Here is a 24,689-nt window from a genome sequence, read left to right on the forward strand (position 1 = left end):
CAGTTTACCACAAGCTTAAACGCCAGCCAGCCCTTGTAAAAGCGTAATTTCACCAGCATTATCAACTGACCATTTTAGGAGACGTTTATGGGCCCGGTATTATTGCTGCTGTTAATCAGCACCATTTGCTATGTGTTCTGGCTGCAACGCAAACAGGACGAGCGCGCCAGACTGCTGGCAAAACAACTTTGTCAGCAGCAACAATTGCAAATGCTCGACTGTGGCCGTAATGGCCACAGCTTTCGTAAAATTAATGGCAGGCTTCGTTTTATTACGTTGTATCAGGTCGACTTCAGCGCTGACGGAGAAAGCCGCTACCCTGCAGAACTGCTGCTGGCAGGTATGCGCCTGGCTGCATTTAATCTGCCAGCGCATCGCATTTAAATTTCCGTTTTATCGGGGCGGCATTTTATGTTTTAACTGGCCGGTTAAAAAATCTTTAAACATAACCCAGTCAGCCAACAGGCTGTACAACGGGTATTTAAAGGTCGCAGGCTTGTTATGTTCAAATATAAAATGGCCAAGCCAGGCAAAACCATAGCCGATTAATGGCAGCAACCAGAGCCAGAGCCATTGGCCGCTGAGCACACTATAAAGCAGCACCGCAATAACCAGCGTGCTGCCAATATAATGTAAGGCTCGGCATTGTCCGTTGCGATGCTCACTCAGATAGTACGGATAAAACGCCTTAAAACTGTTAAACCGCGACATCAGCGGTATTTCCGTTATTTGCATCAGCAGTTACTTCAGCCTGTCGTGCCCGGAACATCAGGCTGCCACTGACGGAACCAAATGCCAGTTCGGTGACTTTCTGATAGTGATCGTCGGCAAAAAACGGCTGATATTTTGCAAGCGTAACAAAAACACCTATGCCACTTGAGCTTGTATCCTGGTCGACAATGCTATCAACGGCATGGATAAGATAATGGCCCAGGCCAAGGTGCTGATATTTTGGGGAGACCGCAATAAACGCCAGCATATGATAGCGATCATAAGGCATAGCGGCATGAATACGCTGTTCTTTCTCGAGCATTTGGCGGGTAGAAACAAAGCCGGCAGTCAGTAACATCTTTAACCGCCAATGCCAGAGCCGGCCACTACCAATGCCGGAATCGGGCCCCACTACACAGGCAACACCCAATAATTGCTCAGCATGAAACAGGCCAACCACCGGCTGCCCGGCCTGCCAGAACGTGTTTAGCTCCTCGCGAATCGCAGAGCGCAGCCGTTGCTCGTAATCAGGCGTATCGCCGCGGAAAATTGTCAAAAAAAGCGGATCATCATGATACGACTGATACAGTAAAGAAGCGGCCAGCTTCAGCTCTTCTCCGTTTAGCAACGCAGCTTTTAAATGCTCCGGATTAAATGTGCTCAGTATTGCAGTCATCGTGGCTCTCTTATTGTTGTTTTTTCAATCACAATAGCAGCCGGTCATGCCATTGCCAAGCAGCATTTTGGCGTTACCTTCTGCCCGCATTAGCCATATTGCAGGGTACTGTCTATGCTTAATGACATTCCGTTACAAAGATGACAGGAGCAACCATGGATACCTCTGAGCACAGTATGGCGAACTTATTTATGCAATTGGGACTGGACAATAAACCTGATGATATTAAGCGCTTTATCAGTAACCATAAGTTGCCGGAGAATGTGGCGCTGGTGGATGCGCCTTACTGGAATCAGGCCCAGGCCAATTTTATTAAAGAATCGTTCAAAGAGGACGCCGATTGGGTTATGACGATTGATGAATTGAATGCCCAGCTGCACAATTAACCCGGAATTATTAGGTAAAAAACCGGTGTGCCAGCTGGGATCAGGCAAACTAAGCCCACATTGTTACAATTGCTGGTACGCTTTATCACCCCAGCTGTGCAACTGACCATCGATAAAAACCAGTGGGGTACATTCGTCTTTGGTGGTTTTACCATCGCTGCGTTTGTGTTGCGTCCGGTAAAATAACACTTGCACCTGCTGCTCATCTTTCATCAGAAATTCGGTGAAATCCGGATTGCCCATGCGCGACACTACATTACTAAAGGCCATACCCGGCTGGAACTGATTAATTTGCTTCAGGTTTGCTTGCTGGGTACTGCGCCATTCGCTGTCAGCATTATCGCTATCCTCATAGTCTTTATCGCCAATGGCCACCACACAGCCGGTCAATAAACTAGCCGCTATTAAAAGGCTAAGAGATTTTACTATCATATTCTTACTCCAATCATTATTGTTTTATGTTGATATTGTATCAGCTGAGTTAACCAATACGTCATTTGACAAAGCAAATAAGATACCAATTATTTTTTTGTTTTAAATCAAAACGTTAAATTTCATGCTCTATCTATCTGCGGATGTAAATGCTAAATTTCGCCAAATAGTAGTCAAAATAAGTACCTTGTATGCCATCAGCCATTGATTTACTTAACCAGGTCGCCATCCGTTTGCATCAAGAGGGCAAAACCCCCAGTCTGGCGTTATTTAAAGCCAGGTTAAGTAACCAGCTTACTGCGCCGGCGTTATTTTCCGCGTACCAGCAGTGGCGTAAGCAACCGTCATTGCCCGATCTTACACAATTGCCCCCTGCTGGTCAGCTGTTGGCAGAGCCGCGGGCTGACACTGAAGCCTCACAACCTTCACAACTGTTACAACTGCAGCGGATAGAAGCTAAGCTTGATAAAATTCTGGCATTGCTGGAGCAACAGCATGTATCTGGCTGAACTAACGTATAAAGTTATTGCCGATACCAGTTTCAGCCAGGCTGAGGCCACGATCCGCGCATTTACTGAGGCGCTGATTTTTAACGGTAATGTTCTCGGCCGGGAATTTCCGACGGCCTGGCAGCAGGACCGCTTTTGCGCCAGGCTGGTGATCCCGGCTGCCGATGCCCTGCAACGCCCCCATCTCAGTGCCAGAGTATTACAGGCAGAGCAACAACTGATGGCAGCGGGGTTAGCCTATCCGCAGGTAAAAGTGCTGGGAATGGATATTATGTCGCAGCACAGCAGCAACCAGGATACTGAAACGCTGGTGTTGTTTACCACCTTTAGTGATAACTGCTCACCGCTTCGCAACCTGGCTGATCTGGCGCCTGTGCCACTGTATCAGTTGCTTCCGGCAGAAGGCGTCGATCATGAGAGTCTGATCCGCTGGCAAATTCAGTTTCAGGCGCTGGATGAAGTTCAGCAACAGCAGCAACGGGTGTTAAAGAAAACCGCTGAGAACAGTCTGCAGCAGTTTAATAGTGCGCTTAACCGGCAAGGCCGCCTGCTTGCGAAAAAAATAAGCCAGCACAATGCCCTGCCGGTTTACTATGCCATGTACAGTGGCAGCAGCAATAACTGTGCGGCTGATCCGGTGAAACCTTGTCCTGGCTGTGGTAATGCCTGGCGCTTAACAACACCGCTACTGGAGCTGTTCGATTTTAAATGCGACCGCTGTCAGCTTGTCAGCAATATTGCCTGGGAATGTCAGACGCCCTGATAGGCTGCCGGCTGCAGTTGAGTAAAAAACGCGGCCAACGAGTCTGCCAGCTTTTCTTTAACCTCTTTGCCAACCGTTTCCAGGTATACCTCACCGCTACGGTTCAGTACCGATAATACAATACTGTCATCATCAGTTAAGGCAAAAAAAACCGTTTCAGGCTGCTTCAATCGCCGTTTCATTAAAATATGGCCGATAATATTTTCCTGCAATCTGGCAAGATCAGCCTCATCCCATACCATCAGCAGTTGTAATGGCCCCCGGCTATGATCAGCGCCCAGGCCGGCCCCATAATATAAACTGTAAAATTGTTTAATATCCGGATGCAGCTCTAACTCAAGTGCTTGCTCTACATTGCTGAAATCTGCGGGAGGTTGTTGCAAAACCGGCTGCCAGCTTACCAGATTATCATCCAGGGTTTTTAGCTGACAGGGTGCCGGTTTAGCGGGCTCAGCGGCCCACGCCTGCAGGGTCAGGTTGTGTTGCTGATGCCAGCTCAGGGTTTGGCTGATAAAATTCTGATAGCTTTCTGCTAATGACAACACGGACATCCTCTCTACTCTGACATGAAGTTATGCTAAGATCGGCGCATTCTAACCGGATTACCAGCCAAATGACAAAAAGCCAATCAGAAATTATGGCCGGGCTAACCCTTGGCAAAATGACGGCGTATGCCGAACAGTACGACCCCAGCCTGCTGCAACCTGTGCCGCGCACCGTTGGCAGAGACAGTCTTGGCCTCGACCACTTAACAGCGCTGCCTTTTATCGGCGAAGATATCTGGCACGGCTATGAGTTGTCGTGGTTAAACGCCAAAGGTAAGCCTATGGTGGCACTCGCGACCTTTGTTGTACCGGTAACGTCAGCAAATCTGATTGAATCCAAGTCTTTTAAACTGTATTTAAACAGCTTTAATCAAAGCAGGTTTGACGACCTGCGCCAGGTTTATCAGGCACTGCAACGCGATTTGGCTGCCTGTGCGGGTAGTGCCGTAAAGGTTACCCTGCATAACGTCAATGAAATCATGGTTTTTCAGCCAACCTGGATACCAGGCCACTGTATTGATGACCTGGATATCACTGTCGACAGTTATCAATATGATCCCAGCCTGTTGCAACTCTCGGCGTCTGCTGAGCCTGTTGACGAAAAAGTACACTCCCATTTACTGAAGTCAAATTGCCTGATCACCTCGCAGCCAGACTGGGCCAGCGTCTATATTCATTACCGTGGCAATGCAATTGATCATGCCGCCCTGCTACGCTATCTGATTAGCTTTCGCAGCCACAACGAGTTTCACGAACAATGCATTGAGCGTATTTTTCTGGATATCTGGCAACGTTGTGCACCCGAGTACTTGCTGGTGTATGCCCGTTACACCCGCCGCGGTGGCTTGGATATTAACCCGGTACGGGCCAGTGCCAGTTATCAGTTACCAAATTTGCGATTAAGCCGTCAGTAAACGGTAAACTTTCAGACTGACTTTCAGAAATTGAGCTTGTATGGGCGAAATCATCACTGTAAAGCTAAAAATACAGCAAAAATACTGAAAGCCGGCTTGTATTATTACAGTCAGACTTTCAAAAAAGGCGTAATTCTGTTTTACTATTGTGGCCGGTTAGACGGACTAACCAGCAGCAGTAACCAGAAGGATCGCCAATTATGCAATATCTCACCTCTGAAGAAGAAACATCCTGGTTACCTTACTATCTTTACAAATAGGCATTACAAGTAAGCTGTGTAAATAAGGTAAGCCAAGATAATAATGTCCCCTACTCAACAGCGAGCTTCGGCTCGCTGTTTTTATTTGTGGATAAAATGTTTAAAACAGTGATCGCATTTCGTTTGTTTACGGATATACTTAAATCTAAACAGCTTTTTTAACATTTAAATGTTTAAGGTGCAGCCATTGCAAGATGATCTAAAGCAACAACTGGCCAATGCGATAAAAGCGCGCAAGACGTTAGAAGATGCCTACGAAAGTCAGTTTAAGATTTTGGCCCAGTTTGTTGCTCGTTTATCTCTGGTTTGCAAAGGTATCGACCTCGAGCTGGATAACCGGCTGGCAAAATTACGCACCGAATTAACCAGAGGCACGGACCTCGAAAAGCTAATTCCGTTTATTTCCGACACCTCCCAAAGCCTGCAGTTACTTGATAGCAAGCAGCAACGTGAAATTAAAGAAATTCAGCAGCAAATGAATCAGGCAGGCAAGTTACTGCAGCAACAAAAAGGCTTACCCGACCAATTACGCCGCGATCTGCGAATGTTACTAAGCAAGGTGGCTGAACCACCGTCGACGGTACAGGCTTTTTTACCTCATTTAACCAGCCTGGCAAACCTGTATCAAACCGCGTTACATTCCAAACAACAATTGGATAATAACGCACAGAGCGACGCCGTTCGTTACGGCCATATTTGTCGTCAGATAAGTGTTGAACTGACGAATTTACTGAGCGAATTAGCGTTTGCTGAAAAAAGTGCGCCGCAGATCGCAGTGATCCGCCAGAGCTTACTGGACACACTGTCCATCGAGGCTCTGCTGGATGCTTGTCTGCAAACCATTACCATAATCGTTGCCAGCATTAATGAAGAACGGTTATCCGCAGAGCATTTTTTGCTGAAGCTTAATGATGCCCTCTCTTCAGTGCAACATGCCGTTAGCCTGTCTTTAAAAAATACCGACCAGCTTCATTTAAAACTGGACAAGTTAAACCAGCAAATTGAGCAGCAAATTGAGCAACTTGGCCAGAGCACCAAAAGTGCCACATCGTTGGAGCAACTGAAAGAGCTGGTCACGCAGCGTCTTGGTAATATTAGTGATGCACTGAAGACAAAGGAACAACTGGAAACTCATGAACGCCAGACCATGCTAACAACCTTACAAGGGATGGAGTTGCGTTTAAAAGAATTAGAAAGTGAAGCCCAGGCCTTCAGAACGAAACTGGCAGAGCAAAATTTCCGTAGCTTACAGGATGCCTTAACAGAGATCCCCAACCGCGCAGCATTTGATGAGCGTTTCGCGTTAGAAATAAAGCGCTGGCAACGTTATCAAAAACCGTTATGCATCGCGTTGGCCGATGTAGATAACTTTAAGAGCATTAATGATAATTACGGCCATAGCGCCGGCGATAAAACACTGAAGGTTATCGCCAGAGCGTTGCAAAACGGCTTACGCGATACCGATTTTATTGCCCGCTATGGTGGTGAAGAATTTGTTATCCTGTTTCCGGAAACCGCGCTGGAAGAACTTTCTGCCCCGTTAAACAAGCTTAGAGAAAAAATAAAAAGTATTGTTTTTACTTTTAAAAATCAGAAAGTCCCAATCACCATTTCATTTGGGGCTAGTCAATTAACCGCTGAAGATACCAGCCGTCAGGTTTTCGACCGGGCCGATGAAGCACTTTATGAAGCGAAAAAGGCCGGCCGCGATCGCGTCATTTTAAAAACCTGAATTTGCTGCAGCATACAATCAGTATTGGAGTTACCTATGCAGGTGCATTTAAACCCGTTAGGCGCCATGGATTTACTATCTCAACTTGAAGTTGAACGTTTAAAAAATAACACCGAGTCAGAAGCGTTCGCGTTATTCCGCAATTGCTGTCTGGCGGTACTTAACGTCGGCAGCCATACCGACAGCTCAGCTGAAATATACGAACAATATAAAGATTTCAGCGTAAATTTACTGGCGCGTGAACGGGGTATTAAAATTGAGCTAACCAACCCGCCTGCCAGTGCCTTTGTCGACGGTGTTATTATAAAAGGCATCCACGAGCATTTGTTTGCCGTGCTCAGGGATATTTTGTTTTATCACACCCGTCGCTCTGCTGAAACGAAGGCAAGAGAACTGCTCGAACCCCGTCAACTCACCCATACCGTATTTGATATTCTGCGCAACGCGAGAGTAATTGACGCCACTTGTGTCCCAAGCATGATTGTCTGCTGGGGTGGGCATTCTATTAACGAAACGGAATACGAGTACACCAAAGAAGTCGGTTACCAGCTGGGCCTGCGTGGTCTGGATATTTGTACTGGCTGTGGCCCGGGCGCCATGAAAGGCCCGATGAAAGGCGCGACCATCGGCCATAATAAGCAGCGGATCCGCAGTGGTCGATATCTGGGGCTAACGGAGCCCAGTATTATTGCTGCCGAGCCACCTAATCCTATTGTCAACGAGTTGGTGATCCTGCCAGATATCGAAAAACGACTGGAAGCTTTTGTCCGGGTAGCTCACGGTATTATTGTATTTCCGGGGGGCGCGGGTACCGCAGAAGAGTTGCTTTATTTGCTCGGTATTATGTTGAAAAAGAGTAATGCTGAGCAGCAGTTGCCCATTATTCTTACCGGGCCGCGCCAATCTGAAGCTTACTTTAATGAGATAGCCAATTTTATTCAGAGCACCCTCGGCGACGAGGCATTAAATTTAATCGACATTATCATCGATGATCCGGCTGGTGTTGCCCGCAAGCTCAAACAAGGCTGTGCTGAGGTAAGGCAATATCGTAAGTCTGTTGGTGATGCGTACCACTTTAACTGGACCTTAGATATTGATCCGCAGTTCCAGCAGCCTTTTGTCCCGAATCATCAGAATATGGCCGCACTTGACTTGCACCTGGAACAAGACAAAGCGAAACTTGCTGCAAATTTACGCCGGGCATTTTCAGGTATTGTTGCCGGTAATGTTAAAGACGAGGGGATCCGGGCTATTCGCAAGCATGGACCTTTTCAGTTGTCAGGAGAACCGGTATTGATGAAAATGATGGATACCTTGCTGCAAGCTTTTGTTGATCAGGGCAGAATGAAATTACCTGGCACCGCGTATGTGCCGTGCTACCGGATTATTCGCTAGCATGATGCACCTTGTTCTGATTGATGCGCTTAACCTTATCCGACGCCTTTACGCCGTGCAGGAAAGGCCTTACTTGCCATTACCAGAGCAGGTGACCGACGGCACCAGGCAGCAAATTATCAATAATACCCAGAGCATGCTACTGCAAGCGTTGCAGCGACTGCGCCATGAGTTAACGCCAAGCCATGCCTTATTGGTGTTTGATGGCCGTGACAGCCAGTGGCGCCAGCAACGCTGTCCGCAGTACAAAGCAAACCGTAAACCGATGCCAGCGATATTGGCCGAAGCACTACCCGCGTTAGAACGTGCCGCAGAGCAACAAGGGTTTCGCTGTTTTATTGATAACAGCCTCGAGGCCGATGATGTTATTGCCAGTATTGCCAGTAAACTAAGCCAGCATCAGCAACAGGTATCTATTGTATCAACTGATAAAGGCTTTCTGCCGCTGTTAAGCCACGGCATCAGCGTGTACGATCCTTTTGCCCGTCAGTCACTCAGTCCTGACTATGTTAAAAATAAGTTTGGAGTTGCCCCGGAACAACTGGTCCGGCTGTGGAGCTTAACTGGAGACAGTACCAATAATATCGCCGGTGTCAGTGGCGTGGGCCCGAAAACCGCATTAGAGCTGATGGCTTTAGGTGAAACGTTGACCGACGCCCTGGCTCATCCCGATTGCCCGAAAAAACTGCGCGATAAAATAATCAGCCACAAAGATGCCATTATGAATTACATGCAGGTGCTGAGTTTGCAGACCTCACTGGATCTTGGGCTTAACCTGCAGGATTTAAGACTGCCTGAATCAGAGCAGGAAACGTCATGAAGCTAAAACCTGTTATGTTATTTATCGCTGGTTTTGTAGTTTATTTGCTGCTGACACTAACGGTATTAATGTTTTACAAAGATGATCCGGAACAAATGAGCTGGCAACATCGTGAAAATTTTAACGCCAAAGTGATCAGTCGTTATCAGTTAACTGCGGCCCATACTCAAGATGACATTACCAACAGGCTTGGCGGCCCGGATATCACCCAGGCAGTAAAAATTGATGGCGAAATATACCAGTTATTCTTTTATCGCACCCATCGCAAACTGCCTGATGGTATTACCACCGAAGATGAATGCACGGCCTTATTGTTTATCAACCGCCAACTGGTTGCCATAGGTGATACTGCAGTAGCCCAATATCAGCAACATGCCAGCCATGGTAACAGCTAATTGCCAATGGCCGCTGTTTTATCAGGGCTTACAACGTTTTGATCCGACAGCCGCCCAGCCGGTAACCGTTAGTGATTTTTCCGGCGTATTGCAACACAGCCATAAGCTGACCTTATTGTTCTTAGGGTTAGCCGAGCACAATGTGGCTAGCGTTTTGGCGCAACTCAACCTGACACTACGTCAGTTATCACTGGTGCACGCCCGGGTAACGAAAATGATGACGCTGGGGCTGATATTCAGTCGCGGTTTTGGCTGGCAAAGTCAGCGTAGTCAGCTATTTCTGCAAGCCATCTGTCTACACGCAGCCATGGCAACGATGGCGTCCAACCCGTTGCAGGCCACGTTGGCGCTGGCCAAAGCGCTGCAACAGTTTGACAAGCAACATCCGTTATTACCTTTATTAATTGCTACCTGCAATGCCAGACGACACCCGGCATGGCAATGCCATCCCGATGGGCCTTTGCTGGCTCTGATTGGCCAGCTGGCCGAACAAATGCTGCCAGAGTCAGGCAATCAGGCTGGTTTAGCGCAAGTACTGCTTTACTATCGCCGCAACCAAGACGAGAGCAACAACCAAAGCGACAGCATCAAAACAAAGTGGTTTGGTTTACTACAACAGCTGGTTGCCAACAATGCGCTGCCCGGTCGGTTTGGTAAAGATAGCCAAGCCAAGGCCACTACCTCTGATTATTGGTTTATCAGCGGCTTGGTTGCCGACACACCACAGAGCACAACAGTGTACGTCAGGGCCTTTGACCCCAGTACTAAAACGCTGGGGAATGAGGTGAGCCAACTTCCCCTGCCCCGGTTAAGCCTGTTAAGCCCGCAATACTTTCGGGATCCCGCCTGGCTGGCATTACTGGAACCGGACAACGCCCTGTTGCCTGCAACCTCACAGATGACGTTAAAGCACTGTCTTGAGCAGTCTGTCTTTAATCAGCTAGGCATGCTTAGTATCAGCAAGCAAGTGCAACTGTTGCAAACCCAGCCGCAAATAAGCCGTTATTTAGAACGCGCGGCGGGCAACATCAGTCGCCAGCAAATCCCGGTTAGCCAGTTACGACATGCCATAACGATGCTTGGTCAGGATGCCTTAAGTGATTGGGTTGCCCAGGCTGAGCTATCGCAGTATTGCGTTTCTCAGGCTCACCCTCACCATAACTGGCTTGAACAATTGCAACATTGTCTGACAACGGCGTTGCTGCTGATAAGCGCAGCGGCACAGCAGCCATTAGCCCTTTGCACAGCCGGGCTGGTAGCGCGTTGCGCCAGCGTGAGTTTGTGGCAGCATGCTGCCCTGCCCCAACTGCCCCTGGCAAAACACATACAGCAAAAACTTGTCCTTGGCCTGCATATTCAGCGGCACATCTGGCAAAGTAAAACCTATCCGGGCCAGCTACAGGCCTTGTTTCAGCACTACCAACATCCTGACTGGGCAACGGCCGTGCAAGACTGGCATAACAGCCCGTCATCTTCATTAGGCTTAGTGCTCAACATTAGCTGGCAGCTAACCCTGGCGGTATTTTGTGCCACGGATGCCAATACCCAACAACTTGCGGCACTGCTGCCATCAGGCAGCGCCAGGCTTAAACTGCCCAGTCATTCGGCCCAATACTGGCAGCAACAATTAATAGCAGCCAGTCAATGCTACTATCCGTTACCTGAAATCTAGTTTTATTACACCATTCACAGCCGTTATAGCCACTATAACGCTAACTTCTACCGTAACTTTTCACCAAACTGGCGAAATTTGGCTAAAACTGCTATATTCCGGCGGTTCCAGGCGGTTAGCGTCTGCCCGTATTCCCCCTTTTAAACCCTGAGGATCCACATGAGTAAGCAAACCATTACTGTCATTAAAGGTGATGGCATCGGCCCGAGTATTGTTGAGGCCGCCATTGAAGTGTTAACCAAAGCCGGTTGTGATTTTGACTACGAATATGTTGAAGCCGGGCTAACAGCCCTGGAGCAAACGGGCGAGTTGTTACCACAAGCCACACTGGATGCCATTGCCCGCAATAAAATCACTTTAAAAGGCCCGTTAACGACGCCGGTAGGTGACGGTTTTACTTCAATTAACGTCACGTTGCGCAAGCAGTTTAGTTTATATGCCAACGTGCGGCCGGTGATCTCGTTCAAAGGCACTAAAGCCCGCTACGAAAATATTGATATTATTACCATTCGCGAAAATACCGAGGGAATGTATTCTGGTCATCGTCAGCAGGTATCCGAAGATGGCCTGATTGCCGAAGCCAGTAGTATTATCACCCGCGAAGGCGCAGAGCGCATTGCTGTATTTGCCTTTGAAACGGCGCGCCGTGAAAATCGTAAAAAAGTGACGATTGTACACAAAGCTAATATTCTGAAATCAACCTCTGGTTTGTTTTTAAAAACGGCACGCGAAGTCGCAGCGCGCTACCCCGATATTGACGCCCAGGAAATGATTGTTGATAACGCCTGCATGCAGTTAGTGATGAACCCGCAGCAATTTGACGTGATTGTTACCACAAACCTGTTTGGTGATATTTTATCAGACTTGTGTGCCGGTTTAGTCGGTGGCTTAGGCATGGCACCTGGTGCCAACATTGGTAAAGACTGCGCTATTTTTGAAGCCGTGCACGGCAGTGCCCCGGATATTGCCGGTAAAAACCTGGCGAACCCAAGCTCGGTTATTCTGGCGTCCATTCAAATGCTCGAATACCTGCAAATGCAAGACAAAGCAGAGAAAATTCGGGCAGCGCTGGCAGACGTTATAGCCAGTGGCGACAGAACCACGCGCGATCTAGGTGGCAGCTTTGGTACCACTGATTTTACCGCCGCCATGTTAGAACGGTTATAATCGTTTTCCAGGCAGAAATAGCCGCCAGCAGGTGGCTATTTTTTTAGCGGTCAGTGCGCAGGAGCAAAAATGAACGAACAACAAAACAACCCGTTACATGGTATTAAGCTGGAACAAGTTGTCAGCGCACTGGTTGATCATTATGGCTGGCCGGAACTGGCCAATCGCATTGATATTAACTGCTTTAAAGTAAACCCATCAGTAAAAAGCAGCCTGAAGTTTTTGCGCCGCACCCCCTGGGCCCGCGAAAAAACCGAAGCGCTGTTAATCGCCACTAATCTTCATATCATGCCAGATCAAAAATAGTCCGTTAACACTTGGCAGAAATATCTATGCCCTCCAGCTCTCACAGTCAGGCTCACTTTAAATAACTTAATAATTACTAATAATTCATAAATATGCGTAATTGCTACAGTTTTCCTGTTTATAAATTTCAGTTTGCTGATCCGACATGAACGCGTTACTCATTGTCCGGCCTGTTTTGTGTCAGGCTTTTTTACAAGATTTGATAAGAAAATCGGTTAAATAGTAAACAATCCAGGATAAACAATCACTTAATTAGATGGCGCGATTATTGCCTTATTTGCTATCAGCAACCCCCTAGTTAGATAAAAAAGCTACAAAACAAAAATCAATTAATTATTAACATTAATAGCACCTTTAGGTATGCAGAACTTGCTGCTTCTAATGACTAGCTACCCTGTGTTGTACCGATAGTATCGGAAGATAATTTGGCTGCGTAACCCGAAGATCACACTGATGTACACGGGAGAAGCAAATGAAATTTAAAAAATACCTCTTAGGTATTGCTCTAACAACCGCGCTGACGAGTGTCTACGCCAATGCAGATGCATCGCCACATATTATTCAGGTTGATGCCAGCAAGCTTATCGCAACCGATTCTGCCCCGCCGGCTTTAGCTGCCTCGGGCATGTATATCGTTGAATTGAAAGGCGCCACGGCCATCAATATGGCCACCAAGCTTGGTGAGCTTATTCCAAGTAACCAAATGGTTGTTAACGTCGGCAATAATTACAATGCAAAATCGCCGAAAATTGAAGCGTACGTCGCGGCAGTAAAAGCCAAGCAAGCCTCAGTTGCTGCCGACATTGGTGCAGTAAAAGTGCTGCATAACTACGCTCATACCTTTAACGGGTTCTCGGCCCGCTTATCGCCCACGCAACTAAAAGCAATAAGCAGGCACCCTGATGTTGCTGCAGTATATCCAGACGAAGTACATCAACTCCAAACCACTAATACACCCACATTTCTGGGTTTAGTTAGTAATGCTGGTGATGGCTTACATGATACTGGCATTGTCGGCGAAGATGTTATTGTTGGTATTCTTGACTCTGGCGTATGGCCTGAAAACCCCTCTTTCAGCGCAGCGGGGACCAGCCCGGAAAATACCTACGGCCCGGCACCAGCAGGATGGGCGGGTGAATGTAACGTGGGTAGCGTTGGTTCGTTTGTGAATGAAAGTGGCGAAGTCGTTTATGACGACTCTACTGCTCCTGTAGACGAGTTCACTTGTAACAATAAACTTATCGGCGCACGCTATTTCGGTAGCACCTTCTCAAGTGTATATGAAATGCAGTTTAGCTTAGGTGCATTTGCTTCGCCAAGAGACGACGATGGTCACGGTAGTCACACGGCATCCACTGCAGCGGGAAACGCTGGCGTAACAGCAGTTTTAAGCGGAGCTGAAGTTGGTATCGCATCTGGTATTGCGCCGCGGGCACGCGTTGCAGCATACAAAGTGTGTTGGAACGCCAATTATGAAGCTCCTACAGGGCCTGAACGCGGATGTTTCTTTGGAGACAGCCTGGCGGCAATTGATCAAGCTGTCGTGGATGGAGTCGACGTATTAAATTACTCAATCGGTAACTCTCAGGCGATTAATACGCCGGTATATAACGCATCGCTTAGCGCTGCTAATGCCGGTGTGTTCTTTGCCGCATCTGCTGGTAACAGCGGGCCGACAGCGGCAACAGTTAGTAATATTGCGCCCTGGATTGCAACCGTAGCGGCCTCTACTTATGACGGTATATCTGCTGCAGTTGGTAAGGAGCTGATTGTTAATAGTGGCGAACTGGCACCAGAGGTTTTCTTCTCTGTTCCTGCTGTTATTGGTACGGCATTGCCGGTTGGAGGTCTGACAGGTGATTTAGGTCTTGCAGATCCCATACTCGCTTGCGGACCACTGAATAATGACTTAACTGGCAAAATTGCGCTTATTTCCCGCGGTACCTGCCCGTTCACCGATAAAATGGCGAATGCTGAAGCTGCCGGCGCTATAGGGGTTATCGTTTATACGCTAAGTGGCACGCCTATCCCGATGGGTGGTACTGATCCCGGTATTGGCATCCCTGGTGTCATGGTCTTCAATGCAGACGGTTTGGCACTTGCTGACAGCGTAAATGCAGGGTCTACCAATGTGACGATGTCACAGAACGGTGCTGCTACCGACGCAGTTGAAGTGGGTAACATCATGGCGAGCTTCTCGTCACGCGGCGTGAATACCCAAACTGGCGACATCCTTAAGCCGGACATTACTGCACCGGGTGTTCGCATTTTAGCGGCGTCCAGCCCACAGCAGTTGCAGTTTGGTGGCAACCCACAGGGTGAAAACTTTGCTTACCTGCAAGGTACGTCAATGTCCAGCCCACATATTGCCGGTATGGCTGCACTGTTAGCGGGCCAGTATCCAAACTGGACTCCGGCGCAAATCAAATCAGCCATTATGACCACGGCTCGCCAGAACCTGGTGAAAGAAAATGGCACCACACCTGCAGATCCATTTGATTTTGGTGCCGGCCATGTAGCGCCTGCTCCGTCGTTAAATCCAGGTCTGGTCTATAGCGCAAACTTAGGCGATTATCTTGGATTTTTGTGTGGACAAGGCGAGGCGGGGTTAGTGTCCTCTGCCAGATTTGGAGCAGATTGTACCGACATTGTTAATGCAGGTTTTGCAACTGACGCAAGTCAATTGAACTACCCCTCAATAGCGATTGCTGAACTTGCCGGTACTGAAACCATTTCTCGTACGGTAACTGACGTAACGGGTAATGGTGGTACTTACAATGTCGTGGTTGATGCACCAGAAGGCACCACTGTTACCGTTGCAACCTTTGATGCTGGCGGCAATGTTATCCCCAGTGGATTGTTAGAAGTTGCACCAAACGGCACAGCAAGCTACAGCTTAACCTTTAACTCAGTGCCTGGCTTCCCGGCCAATCAGTGGGTATTTGGTGCAGTAACCCTTGAAAGCAGTGATGGTTTGACTGTACGCAGCCCCATTGCCGTCAATCAGGTTCCGACACAGACTATTATTGTACCTGAACTCCTGTCATTAACATTGAATCGGGGCCGTGCTCTGTTCTTTGTTGAGACCTTATATTCCGGTAGTTTTAACATCGATTATCAAGGCCTGAGCTTACCCTTTGGTGTCAATAAAACCTCACCCAGCAACCCGGGCGCATTTAATTTTGGCATTAACGTAGCTTCTCCATCGTATTACACAGCATTTGGTGTACCTGAAGGAGCAACGTTACTAAGGATAAGCACCCGTGACGGGTTAGTTAGCGTTCCGGGTACCAACTTAGACCTGGTGCTATACACCTGTGTACCCACTCCAACAGGAAATAGCTGCTCACCTCTGCAGAGCTCTACAGGCCCAGATGCAAATGAAGATATGATCATTGTTAACCCGGAAAATACGGTAGACAGTGGCCTTAGCTTCTATCTGTTGTTTGTCCAAGGCGTAGATTTGCTTGGCAATGCCAGTGTGGATTATACGCAGCTTATCTGGATTGTTGACGGTGCTGAGTCTACAACCGTGGTTTCTGCATCAACCCGCGCAGTTGAAAACCGCCTGCAAAATATCAGCCTCAGAACACGTGGCTTAGCCTCAGGCTTATACATGGGTACTGTTACCTTTACTGATGGTAATGGTGAAGTACAAGGCACAACGGCATTGGAAGTAGTTCAGCCGTAGTCAGGGAACGCCGGGATAGCGAGTCTGTCCCGGCAATTTTTAAAAAAAAAGGAAGTAGATAATGAAATCTATTACAAAATTAATAAGTAAATCGTTGTTCGCTATTACGCTAATGTTTGCAACATCCTTTGCCGCCAACGCGGGTCTTATCAATATAAAACAGGACATCATCGGCGATTTCTACGGGAAAATTGGTTCTATTGAAATTCAAATAGATAACAGCCAGCTAAATACCGGCATTTTAGATACTGCCTTTGGTGATAGCATAACGCTGATAAATTTTAATCTCAGCGACCTGTATTCCTGGGGTGACGTATTTAATGTGTTCCTATTTGAAGTCGTTATCGACAGCGACAATATCTTTGCAGGAATCGAATTTTTCGAGTTTGACGGAGATGACGTTGGTTTTGGACCATTTACCTGGAGTTATCAGATGATCTTCGACGATGCTTTCGGGTTTGGCTTCCTGGAAGTGTTTGACCTTGACGGGAACTTAGTGGACTTCGATTCTATCAGTCTCGGCGCTGCTCAGGTTGTATCCGCACCTTCTACGATAGCGTTGTTTACGCTGGCAATGGGCGCATTACTGTTCCGTCGCCGGCGTATCGTTTAAACCATTCTAGTCTTGTGAAAACCCAGCGTTGCTGGGTTTTTTATGCTTTCGTCTTATGATTACACAAAGATAACAGTGCTATTTTTATCACAATGCTCATTCAAATGAATATCTCTGCGTATTCGTCTCTAGGCCCACAGATTACTGATAACTTGACTGCAGCTTTTCAAAAATATCTTCAGGCGGCTGCGGACGACTGAAAAAGTAGCCTTGGAATCCTGAGCAACCCAGTTCCAGCAACGCCTGCCATTGTGCTTCCTGTTCAATACCTTCCGCTATAACATCTAATTTAAGTACGTCGGCTAATAACAAAATAATTTTTACAATAGAGTGCGTTTCCGAATCACTGAGTAGGGTATTAACAAAACTTTTGTCAATCTTCAGTTCATCGATCGGTAGCTGTCGAACGTAAGATAAGGACGAATAACCCGTGCCGAAGTCATCCAGAGAAAAACGGACGCCCATGGCCCGGATCCGTTTCATTTGCTGCACACTGGCAGCAATGTTTTCTGCAATAACGCTTTCCGTTACCTCAAGCATCAATGCTGATGGCGGCAGGCCGGTTTCCGACAGAATCATTTCGACGTTATCCGGGAAGTTACCCATCGCCAGCTGACTTTGGCTGATATTAACAGAGACGGTTAAGTTATCTATGGCAAACTGCCTGCGCCATTTACTCATTAACCTGCAGGTTTTCAATAGTATCTGGTTACTGAGTGGCACCATCAGGTTCTTCTTTTCGGCCAGTCCGATAAAGCTGATGGGGTTAAGTAGCCCCCGTTCAGGATGATGCCAGCGGGCCAGAGCCTCAAACCCGATAAATCTGCCGTTTCGATCCACCTTGGGCTGAAACCACGGTACGATTTCATTGTTTCCCGCTAGTGCCCGGTTCAGATCGGCAGTAAGTCTATGCTCTTCTAACAGCTCTTGCTGCATGATATCGTCAAACAGACTGAAATGGTTTTTTCCCTTCTTCTTGGCGTCGTACATCGCAATGTCAGCCATCCTCATTAACTCGCTGGCGCAAATGCTATCATCATTAAAAAGCACCAAGCCAAGGCTGGTTGATATGGGTGACGCATGGCCAAGTGTGTCGGTTGGCTGCGCTGCGGCGCTCAGCATTTGCTGTGCTATCAGACTAACTTCATCAAGCGCAACCTTGTAATCCTGATGCTGGGTGTTTAACACCACCAAAAATTCATCTCCGCCCAATCTTGCAATAGAATGGCGATCGCCCAGCACATTGGCAAAGCGGGTTGAAATTTCAATCAATAGCTGGTCGCCATCACGATGACCGAGGGTATCGTTTATCGATTTAAAATCGTCCAGGTCGGTTAGCATCACAGCGCCAAAATGGCCGGTTTTGGCACAATTACGCAGGCAGTTTTCGAGCTTTGTCGCAATCAGGCTGCGGTTCGGTAGATTAGTTAACGGGTCAAAGTATGCCAGGTGTTCAATTTCTTCCTTATATTGTTGCTGTGCGGTAATGTCTCTGACTATAGCGATGAACCGCGCAGGCTCATCTTCCAGTTTGACATACTGTAATGAGATATCCACTGGCAAGTCGTGGCCATTTTTGTGGCGATGAACTGTTTGAAAATTCAGGCGGCGAACCTCTCCGTTTAGCAAAGGCGCGATCATCTTTCTGAATTCAGCTTCCGGATAATGCGGTTTTACGTCGTAGGGATGGAGTTTGAGAAGCTCGGTTGTGGTATAGCCCAGCTGGTCAAGTGCCCCCTGATTCACATAGAAAAACTGCAGGGTATCTGCATCAAACATAAAAACGCAGTCCAGTGTACTGTCGAGTGTTTTGCGAAAGCGCTTCAGGTTTAATCTGGCTTCCTCGCTTTGGGTAATATCCTGCAAGGCAGCGACCAACAGGCGTTCAGCCCCAACCCTGGCTTCGGTTACTGCAATCTGCAGGGTAAAGCGGGTGCCGTCTGCCCTTTGCCCTTGTACAGCGCGCACATTGCCCATAATTTTCCCGGCTGTTTTCCCCTCAGCATAGGCAAGCATGTAATCAGGATGATGATGTGCTATCTCAGCCGGCATAAGTTTGGTAATCGACTCGCCAATCAACTCGTTTTCCGGGTATCCAAACATTTTCTCCAATGCGGGATTTACGCTCTGGATATGCCCCTTAAGGTCCGTCATAACCACCGCATCATAAAGCGTGTTAAGGATAGCGCGGTTTATATTAAAACTATGCTCAAGCGCTTGCTGGCTTTGGTCTTCCAATGTTCCGGCTGCAATAAATTGTTCTGCCAGTTGAGCAATGCGCGGCAATGCGTCTTCTTTCAGATTGTCGGAATGTTCTGACGATACACTCAGCGCAACTAGTAAACCCTGATGATCCCCCTTAGCATTAAATAAATTAACGGCTTTAAGCGTGCGGGCGGTTTTAAAGGTTGAGCGGGAGGTTTCTCCGGTCAATACAGCAACCGTTTCCTGTAACTCAATTTTGATGAGTTCTCTGGATTGTTTGTCAATTAGAAGCTCGGCAGCTTGCAGGTAGGTTCTGATTTCTGCAACGTCAGAAGCCGCATGTATCAGCGGCTCGAGCGAATCATCAACCACCAGAGCAAGCCACTTATTACTGCTGGTGCTGGCAGCAAGTTCAATGAGATCAGCAATAGCTTGTCTGATTTTATTATTCATAGACTGCCCCGTCCCCCTATTATTGAACAACACTCTGGTGGCTGGCAGTGATTTTCGGTCACAATGCACTGCGTAGAAATGTCAGTATAGACCATAGCATTGGAATCAAAAGGGGCACAATTGACAGGGGAAACTTAATTGGTTTTTCACCGCACAAAGAACAATGTTTGGCTAGCTTGTCATAGCGAAAGCATGTCAGCAGCATTTGTAACTGCTTAAATTAATTTTACTGGGACTTTTAAATACTTTTGCCAGGAAAGCAAAAGCGAGAGAAGGCGTTATGTGTGGAGCAAGCATTCAGATTAATTTTAATCTGACCCTAATATTTGCTCTAATATTTGCTTTCGTTCACTTACAGCCGCTTCACCATATAGTATTTACAGCCGTTCTTAGGGTAGTTTTCCTGCACCCACTGCACCTGGTATCCGTGTTTTTCATAAAATGGCATGGCTTGAAAATTTAAGGTATCTAACAGGCAATTTACACAGCCTCGTTTTTTCGCGCCCAGCTCTATCGCCTGCAATATTTTGCTACCCATCTGCTGGCCCCTGAAGCTCTCTGACACCCACAATGTATTAATCTGTAACCAATTGCCAAATGTTCTGCCTGCCGAACCGGCAATAACCTCACCATTATTATCTTTAATTTGCACTGCAATCGGCAGCCTTTCCTGCACCTCCCAGTTCGCCCAGTTAAATTCAGCTATTTTCATATCCAGCAGTTCAATCAAGGCCTGCTCCGGTTGGTCCAGTACTTCTATTCTCATCGCAATACTCACTTATATGAATTCAACACCGCTTCACGGCTTACTGGTAACTTGCTGACTGGTCGTGGTGTTCGGTCGTAAAGCACTCCGTAAAAATGTCACTATAAACCAAATCGTTGATATCATTAGGGCCAGAGTCGACAGGATCAGGATATTTTTTTCAATCGCGACGCGAGTTCTGTCACAACTCAATTGTCCAATCATTGAGTCAGGTATCGACTTAAATAATAGAGGATAGAACCTCTTTTGAAAGAACCGGAGAGTGTCTGAACCCATGCCGCCAGGCGACGGGCGAGTTGCTCCGGTGAATGAGAAAGAGCTTTGTATCCGGAATACGAGTTTCTCACCTGAAAAGGGGGACACAATGGACTTCCCAGCTTTTACTAGACAGTCTGCTCTGAGCGAATTGCGGAAGTAACGCATACTGTAGCGGCAGTTTTCGGGATAGCGTAGTTAACTTGCGTTGCGATAAGAAAACAAACGCCCGACGAATGCTGTCCAACTGACACGTATTGTCAGTTCATGGCACCTTTCAAATGACCCAACACAATTTTCAGGTACTCAGTTTTGAATTCATTGGATCCAGGTAAATTAGGTAATGTGTAGAAATCACTAAGGTTTCCATTGTCCAAGGCCTTTTGTATCGTATTAACCACCTTTTCTTGCGTAGCTTTATCAAATTCACGAGTAAATTGGCCGTAAATATTGTACATATAATTATTAGCACGCACATCGTCTAGGCTTCTCACATGAAACAATGCGTACATCACTAAGTTTAAGTCACGATTAGTGTGGTTATTCATTTACAATCCAATTCTTTATCCAATAGGCAAACTAAGTCTGAACAAATTGCCGCTATTGGCACTTAGCCGCTGTTCAACTGTTGGAACTTCGTTATCCAGTCAAATGGGTCATGTACTGAGTCAGAAAAAGCGTTGGAACCGGCGCGCAGAACGTCTGCGGGGGAAGCGTTACTGCTTTGCGTTAGCATTAAAAAATGGCGCGCTTATAGGTATAAGCGCTAACCGTTGTAACTAGCTATTATCACTATCCGTTATAAATTTCACCGCCACCATTGGCATAAAGCTGCAGTACTGCGTTAGCTTCATCGCGCTGCACTAAACGCACTACTTCAATACCGGCGTCGGTTAAATACTGATAACTGCTGGCCTCTACCGGGCCTTCGTCAAAGCCTATAGCGCGGGCATCGTCTGCAGTAGCCGCACAAACTAAACGCTTTACCCCGCTCCATAGCGTGCCGCCTAAGCACATGGCGCAGGGCTCGCAGGAGGTAAACAATTCGCGCTTTACGCCATCGGCATGTAAGCTGAAACTCTGCACTTGCTGCTCAGCAAACATAATAGCGACCATTTCGCCGTGGGCCGCCGAGTTATGCATTGGCATTACCCGGTTAACGCCAACACTGATCAGCTTGCCGCTGTCACAGGCAAAAATAGCGCTGCCAAACGGGCCACCGGTACCACGCAGCACGTTTTGCTTCGACAGCTCGACGGCCAGCGCCATTTTTTCCTGATCATTGTGGTAGGTTTTCTGCCAGTCAACAACCTCGTTAATCCACTCAGGAAGAGTAATAGTAATATTTTTTACTGCAGCCATAAGCTTAATGCTCCGCTAATGGCTTGCTGTAGGCCAGTTCCATATCCCATGGCAGTTGGATCCAGGTATCCTGCTCGATATCGGTAATATAATGGTCGACCAGTGGCTTACCCTGTGGCTTGGCATAAACTGTAACGAAACAAGCCTTGGGGAAATGCTCGCGCAACGTGCGGGCGGTTTCACCGGTATCGACTAAATCGTCAACAATTAGCAGCTTGGCGTTATCTTCCAGGCTGGCGTCTTTTAGAATACGTAAGCTGCCCTGTTTATCATGCTCATAGCTGGCGACACAAATACTGTCGACCACCCGGATATTTAGCTCACGCGCCAGAATAGCGGCAGGCACCAGGCCACCGCGGCTTACTGCCACTATGGCAGTGAAATCACGGCCCAGCAGTTGCTGGGCCAACTCTTTGCTGGCCCGGTGAAAAGCTTCCCAAGACACATAAAACATTTTATTGGTGGTAAGAGACATAATAATTCCGATTGTAATCAGATAAATAACTAAATTAATGACAAGGCAATTTCAACCATCTCATTAAAGCTGGTCTGGCGTAAGTCGGCATCCAGCGCCTCACCGGTACGAATGTGATCGCTTACCGTTAAAATGGCCAGCGCATTAATGCCATATTCGGCTGCTACACCATATAAACCGGCAGCTTCCATCTCTACTGCCAATACGCCATATTTTTCCAGCGTATCAAACAGGGTTTCACTTGGGTTATAAAATAAGTCAGAAGTGAATACATTACCCACTTTGACGTTAATCTGCTTGGCGCGGGCAGCATGTACGGCTTTTTCCAGTAAGTCGTAATTGGCGATAGCCGCAAAATCCATTCCGTCCAGGCGGTTACGGTTAACGGCTGAATCGGTGCTGGCGCCCATGGCAATAACCACATCACGCACTTTTACCTCAAGCGGCAGTGCGCCGCAGGAGCCAATGCGGATAATATTCTTAACACCGTAGAATTTGGCCAGTTCTGTGGCATACAAAGACATAGACGGAATGCCCATGCCAGAGCCTAATACACTGACGCTCTTGCCCTGATAGGTACCGGTATACCCAAACATGCTACGTACCGTGTTGACGCACACTGCATCGGTTAAAAAGGTTTCGGCTATGTGTTTAGCTCGTAACGGATCGCCTGGCATTAATACGGTTTGTGCAAAAGCATCATCAGCAGCGTTAATATGAGGAGTAGCCATAGTTCTCTCTTAATGTAATTTAGCAATAAAGGAATCGCCGTGCGCCATGGCGTCCAGCTTAAAATAATCGGCCAGGGTCTGGCCTATGTCAGCAAAACTCATGCGCTCGCCCAAGTCAGTACTGGCCAGGCCATGCTGATAGGCTAGCACCGGAATATATTCCCGGGTGTGCTCGGTACCTGGCCAGGTTGGGTCACAGCCATGATCTGCCGTCATCAGCAGCAAGGTATCTTCACCACAGGCATTAAGCAGCTCGGGTAAGCGGCTATCAAAATATTCCAGCGCTTCGCCGTAGCCAATCGCATCACGCCGGTGACCGTAATTCTGATCAAAATCGACCAGGTTGGTAAACACCAGGCTTTGCGCTGGCTGTTTTGCCATTTCAGCCAAGGTGGTATCAACCAGTGCCGCCAGGCCAGTCGCTTTAATCGTTTCGCTGATCCCCTGATGGGCGTAGATATCGGCTATTTTACCGATACTGATCACCTTGCCACCTGCATCGGTTAATTTATCCAGCACAGTGGGCGCAGGAGGTAACACTGAATAATCGCGGCGGTTGCCGGTACGGGCATAATTGTCCGGGCTATCACCTAAAAACGGCCGGGCAATTACCCGACCAATATTGTATTTGTCTAACAACTCACGGGCGACCCGGCAAAAACTTAACAGTTTCTCCAGACCAAAATGCGTTTCATGGGCGGCGACCTGAAATACACTGTCAGCAGAGGTATAACAGATGGGTTTGCCGGTTTTTATATGCTCGTCACCCAGCTTATGCAAAATGTCAGTGCCAGAGGCATGACAATTTCCTAAAATACCGGTTACGCCGGTCCGCTTACATAATTCGGCAATAAGCTCTGGAGGAAAACTCTCGGTTTTCTCTGAAAAATAGCCCCAGTCAAACAGTACTGGCACGCCAGCCATTTCCCAATGGCCACTGGGTGTATCTTTACCACTGCTCAGCTCGCGAGCATAACCATAGGCGCCCACCGGCTCTGCACTGTCCTCCACTTTCGGCGCACTGCCTGCAGCGGCCGTTGCGGCTTTAACCAGGCCTAAACGCGCCAGGTTAGGCAAGGCCAGCTGGCGGCCTTTTTGTTTTACGAATTCACGCGCGATACTGCCAAACGTATTCGCACCCACATCACCAAATAACTCGGCATCGGGCGCACTGCCAATACCAAAACTATCCAGAACCAGGATCACTGCCTTTGCCATACTGTGGACTCCCACTGCAAAAATGTACCGGCGGGAACTGAGCGCCTGTGATGTGAAATCACGCCGCGCAGAACCTGAAAAATAAAAAGGGCACGCACTTTAATACGCGGCCCGGCCTTTTACAAGTTTAACTGTTACTTTGGCGCTTGCTGCAGTTTTTATCAAGCTTTACGCCGCTGCATGTGAAACAAAAAACGGCGCCAGTGCGCCGTTTGTTTTGTTCCCTGTACCGTTAAG

General features: G+C 47.7%; 25 protein-coding genes. 14 read left to right on the forward strand and 11 right to left on the reverse strand.

Features of this window, described 5'->3' with window-relative positions; all coding sequences use genetic code 11:
• The first annotated feature begins 87 nt into the window (after positions 1-87).
• A complete protein-coding gene (locus B2X65_RS05870; protein ID WP_290611252.1) occupies positions 88-384 on the forward strand; it encodes a DUF3301 domain-containing protein in 297 nt (98 codons plus the stop codon).
• A gap of 9 nt (positions 385-393) precedes the next feature.
• Here B2X65_RS05870 and B2X65_RS05875 read toward each other — a convergent pair whose 3' ends face one another.
• Both B2X65_RS05875 and B2X65_RS05880 read right to left on the reverse strand, forming a co-directional pair.
• The gene (locus tag B2X65_RS05875) at positions 394-711 is read right to left on the reverse strand and encodes a DUF962 domain-containing protein (protein WP_290611254.1); all 318 of its coding nucleotides are present in this window, start codon (positions 709-711) and stop codon (positions 394-396) included.
• Complete coding sequence (locus tag B2X65_RS05880) at positions 698-1,387, reverse strand: GNAT family N-acetyltransferase (protein WP_290611255.1); 690 nt, start codon at positions 1,385-1,387, stop codon at positions 698-700. Before B2X65_RS05880 ends, B2X65_RS05875 begins: the two co-directional genes overlap by 14 nt.
• Before the next feature lie 155 nt (positions 1,388-1,542).
• On the opposite strand from B2X65_RS05880, the gene B2X65_RS05885 reads away from it, so the two are divergent.
• Positions 1,543-1,773, forward strand: a complete 231-nt coding sequence (locus B2X65_RS05885; protein ID WP_290611257.1) for a DUF2789 domain-containing protein — start codon at positions 1,543-1,545, stop codon at positions 1,771-1,773.
• A gap of 63 nt (positions 1,774-1,836) precedes the next feature.
• On the opposite strand, the gene B2X65_RS05890 is transcribed toward B2X65_RS05885, so the two are convergent.
• A complete protein-coding gene (locus B2X65_RS05890) occupies positions 1,837-2,205 on the reverse strand; it encodes a DUF3192 domain-containing protein (protein ID WP_290611259.1) in 369 nt (122 codons plus the stop codon).
• A gap of 191 nt (positions 2,206-2,396) precedes the next feature.
• Here B2X65_RS05890 and B2X65_RS05895 point away from each other — a divergent pair, with 191 nt between their 5' ends.
• Both B2X65_RS05895 and B2X65_RS05900 read left to right on the forward strand, forming a co-directional pair.
• On the forward strand, positions 2,397-2,714 hold the full coding sequence (locus B2X65_RS05895) for a hypothetical protein (RefSeq protein WP_290611260.1): 318 nt from the start codon (positions 2,397-2,399) through the stop codon (positions 2,712-2,714).
• Positions 2,701-3,477 carry a DUF2310 family Zn-ribbon-containing protein gene (locus tag B2X65_RS05900; protein WP_290611262.1) on the forward strand — a complete coding sequence of 259 codons (777 nt, stop codon included), beginning with the start codon at positions 2,701-2,703 and terminating at the stop codon, positions 3,475-3,477. Before B2X65_RS05895 ends, B2X65_RS05900 begins: the two co-directional genes overlap by 14 nt.
• Here B2X65_RS05900 and syd read toward each other — a convergent pair.
• Positions 3,465-4,028 (reverse strand): SecY-interacting protein, encoded by a 564-nt coding sequence (gene syd, locus B2X65_RS05905; RefSeq protein WP_290611263.1) that lies wholly within the window; start codon positions 4,026-4,028, stop codon positions 3,465-3,467. The genes B2X65_RS05900 and syd overlap by 13 nt on opposite strands.
• Before the next feature lie 62 nt (positions 4,029-4,090).
• On the opposite strand from syd, the gene queF reads away from it, so the two are divergent.
• The 10 genes from queF to B2X65_RS05955 all read left to right on the forward strand — a co-directional run bounded on the left by queF (position 4,091) and on the right by B2X65_RS05955 (position 16,987).
• Positions 4,091-4,936 carry an NADPH-dependent 7-cyano-7-deazaguanine reductase QueF gene (gene queF, locus B2X65_RS05910; protein WP_290611265.1) on the forward strand — a complete coding sequence of 282 codons (846 nt, stop codon included), beginning with the start codon at positions 4,091-4,093 and terminating at the stop codon, positions 4,934-4,936.
• A 438-nt stretch (positions 4,937-5,374) separates the two neighbouring features.
• Positions 5,375-6,928: a GGDEF domain-containing protein gene (locus B2X65_RS05915; protein WP_290611387.1), complete on the forward strand. Its 1,554-nt coding sequence runs from the start codon at positions 5,375-5,377 to the stop codon at positions 6,926-6,928.
• Positions 6,929-6,964: 36 nt separating this feature from the next.
• Entirely contained in the window at positions 6,965-8,323 is a 1,359-nt protein-coding gene (gene ppnN, locus B2X65_RS05920) for a nucleotide 5'-monophosphate nucleosidase PpnN (RefSeq protein WP_290611266.1), read from the forward strand.
• Position 8,324: 1 nt separating this feature from the next.
• The gene (xni, locus tag B2X65_RS05925) at positions 8,325-9,143 is read left to right on the forward strand and encodes a flap endonuclease Xni (protein WP_290611268.1); all 819 of its coding nucleotides are present in this window, start codon (positions 8,325-8,327) and stop codon (positions 9,141-9,143) included.
• The gene (locus B2X65_RS05930) at positions 9,140-9,538 is read left to right on the forward strand and encodes a DUF3192 domain-containing protein (protein WP_290611270.1); all 399 of its coding nucleotides are present in this window, start codon (positions 9,140-9,142) and stop codon (positions 9,536-9,538) included. The genes xni and B2X65_RS05930 overlap by 4 nt, the downstream gene beginning before the upstream one ends.
• Complete coding sequence (locus tag B2X65_RS05935; protein WP_290611272.1) at positions 9,525-11,210, forward strand: hypothetical protein; 1,686 nt, start codon at positions 9,525-9,527, stop codon at positions 11,208-11,210. Before B2X65_RS05930 ends, B2X65_RS05935 begins: the two co-directional genes overlap by 14 nt.
• Positions 11,211-11,369: 159 nt before the next feature.
• On the forward strand, positions 11,370-12,377 hold the full coding sequence (locus tag B2X65_RS05940) for an isocitrate dehydrogenase (RefSeq protein ID WP_290611274.1): 1,008 nt from the start codon (positions 11,370-11,372) through the stop codon (positions 12,375-12,377).
• Between the two features lie 69 nt (positions 12,378-12,446).
• The gene (locus B2X65_RS05945; RefSeq protein WP_290611275.1) at positions 12,447-12,683 is read left to right on the forward strand and encodes a VF530 family protein; all 237 of its coding nucleotides are present in this window, start codon (positions 12,447-12,449) and stop codon (positions 12,681-12,683) included.
• A 472-nt stretch (positions 12,684-13,155) separates the two neighbouring features.
• A complete protein-coding gene (locus B2X65_RS05950; protein WP_290611276.1) occupies positions 13,156-16,374 on the forward strand; it encodes a S8 family serine peptidase in 3,219 nt (1,072 codons plus the stop codon).
• A gap of 61 nt (positions 16,375-16,435) precedes the next feature.
• Complete coding sequence (locus B2X65_RS05955; RefSeq protein WP_290611277.1) at positions 16,436-16,987, forward strand: PEP-CTERM sorting domain-containing protein; 552 nt, start codon at positions 16,436-16,438, stop codon at positions 16,985-16,987.
• A gap of 141 nt (positions 16,988-17,128) precedes the next feature.
• Here B2X65_RS05955 and B2X65_RS05960 read toward each other — a convergent pair whose 3' ends face one another.
• The 7 genes from B2X65_RS05960 to B2X65_RS05990 form a co-directional block, all read right to left on the reverse strand.
• Positions 17,129-19,645 carry a putative bifunctional diguanylate cyclase/phosphodiesterase gene (locus B2X65_RS05960; protein WP_290611278.1) on the reverse strand — a complete coding sequence of 839 codons (2,517 nt, stop codon included), beginning with the start codon at positions 19,643-19,645 and terminating at the stop codon, positions 17,129-17,131.
• Between the two features lie 352 nt (positions 19,646-19,997).
• The gene (locus tag B2X65_RS05965; protein WP_290611280.1) at positions 19,998-20,411 is read right to left on the reverse strand and encodes a GNAT family N-acetyltransferase; all 414 of its coding nucleotides are present in this window, start codon (positions 20,409-20,411) and stop codon (positions 19,998-20,000) included.
• Positions 20,412-20,926: 515 nt separating this feature from the next.
• Positions 20,927-21,214 (reverse strand): hypothetical protein, encoded by a 288-nt coding sequence (locus B2X65_RS05970; protein ID WP_290611281.1) that lies wholly within the window; start codon positions 21,212-21,214, stop codon positions 20,927-20,929.
• A 244-nt stretch (positions 21,215-21,458) separates the two neighbouring features.
• Positions 21,459-22,028: a nucleoside deaminase gene (locus B2X65_RS05975; RefSeq protein ID WP_290611282.1), complete on the reverse strand. Its 570-nt coding sequence runs from the start codon at positions 22,026-22,028 to the stop codon at positions 21,459-21,461.
• Positions 22,029-22,032: 4 nt separating this feature from the next.
• Positions 22,033-22,503, reverse strand: a complete 471-nt coding sequence (gpt, locus tag B2X65_RS05980) for a xanthine phosphoribosyltransferase (protein WP_290611284.1) — start codon at positions 22,501-22,503, stop codon at positions 22,033-22,035.
• Between the two features lie 29 nt (positions 22,504-22,532).
• Positions 22,533-23,234, reverse strand: coding sequence for a purine-nucleoside phosphorylase (gene deoD / locus B2X65_RS05985; RefSeq protein WP_290611285.1), 702 nt, complete (start codon positions 23,232-23,234; stop codon positions 22,533-22,535).
• Between the two features lie 9 nt (positions 23,235-23,243).
• On the reverse strand, positions 23,244-24,452 hold the full coding sequence (locus B2X65_RS05990; protein WP_290611286.1) for a phosphopentomutase: 1,209 nt from the start codon (positions 24,450-24,452) through the stop codon (positions 23,244-23,246).
• Positions 24,453-24,689 lie beyond the last annotated feature (237 nt).

This window comes from Arsukibacterium sp. UBA3155 (assembly GCA_002364615.1).
In the GTDB taxonomy this organism is placed as follows: Bacteria; Pseudomonadota; Gammaproteobacteria; order Enterobacterales; family Alteromonadaceae; genus Alishewanella.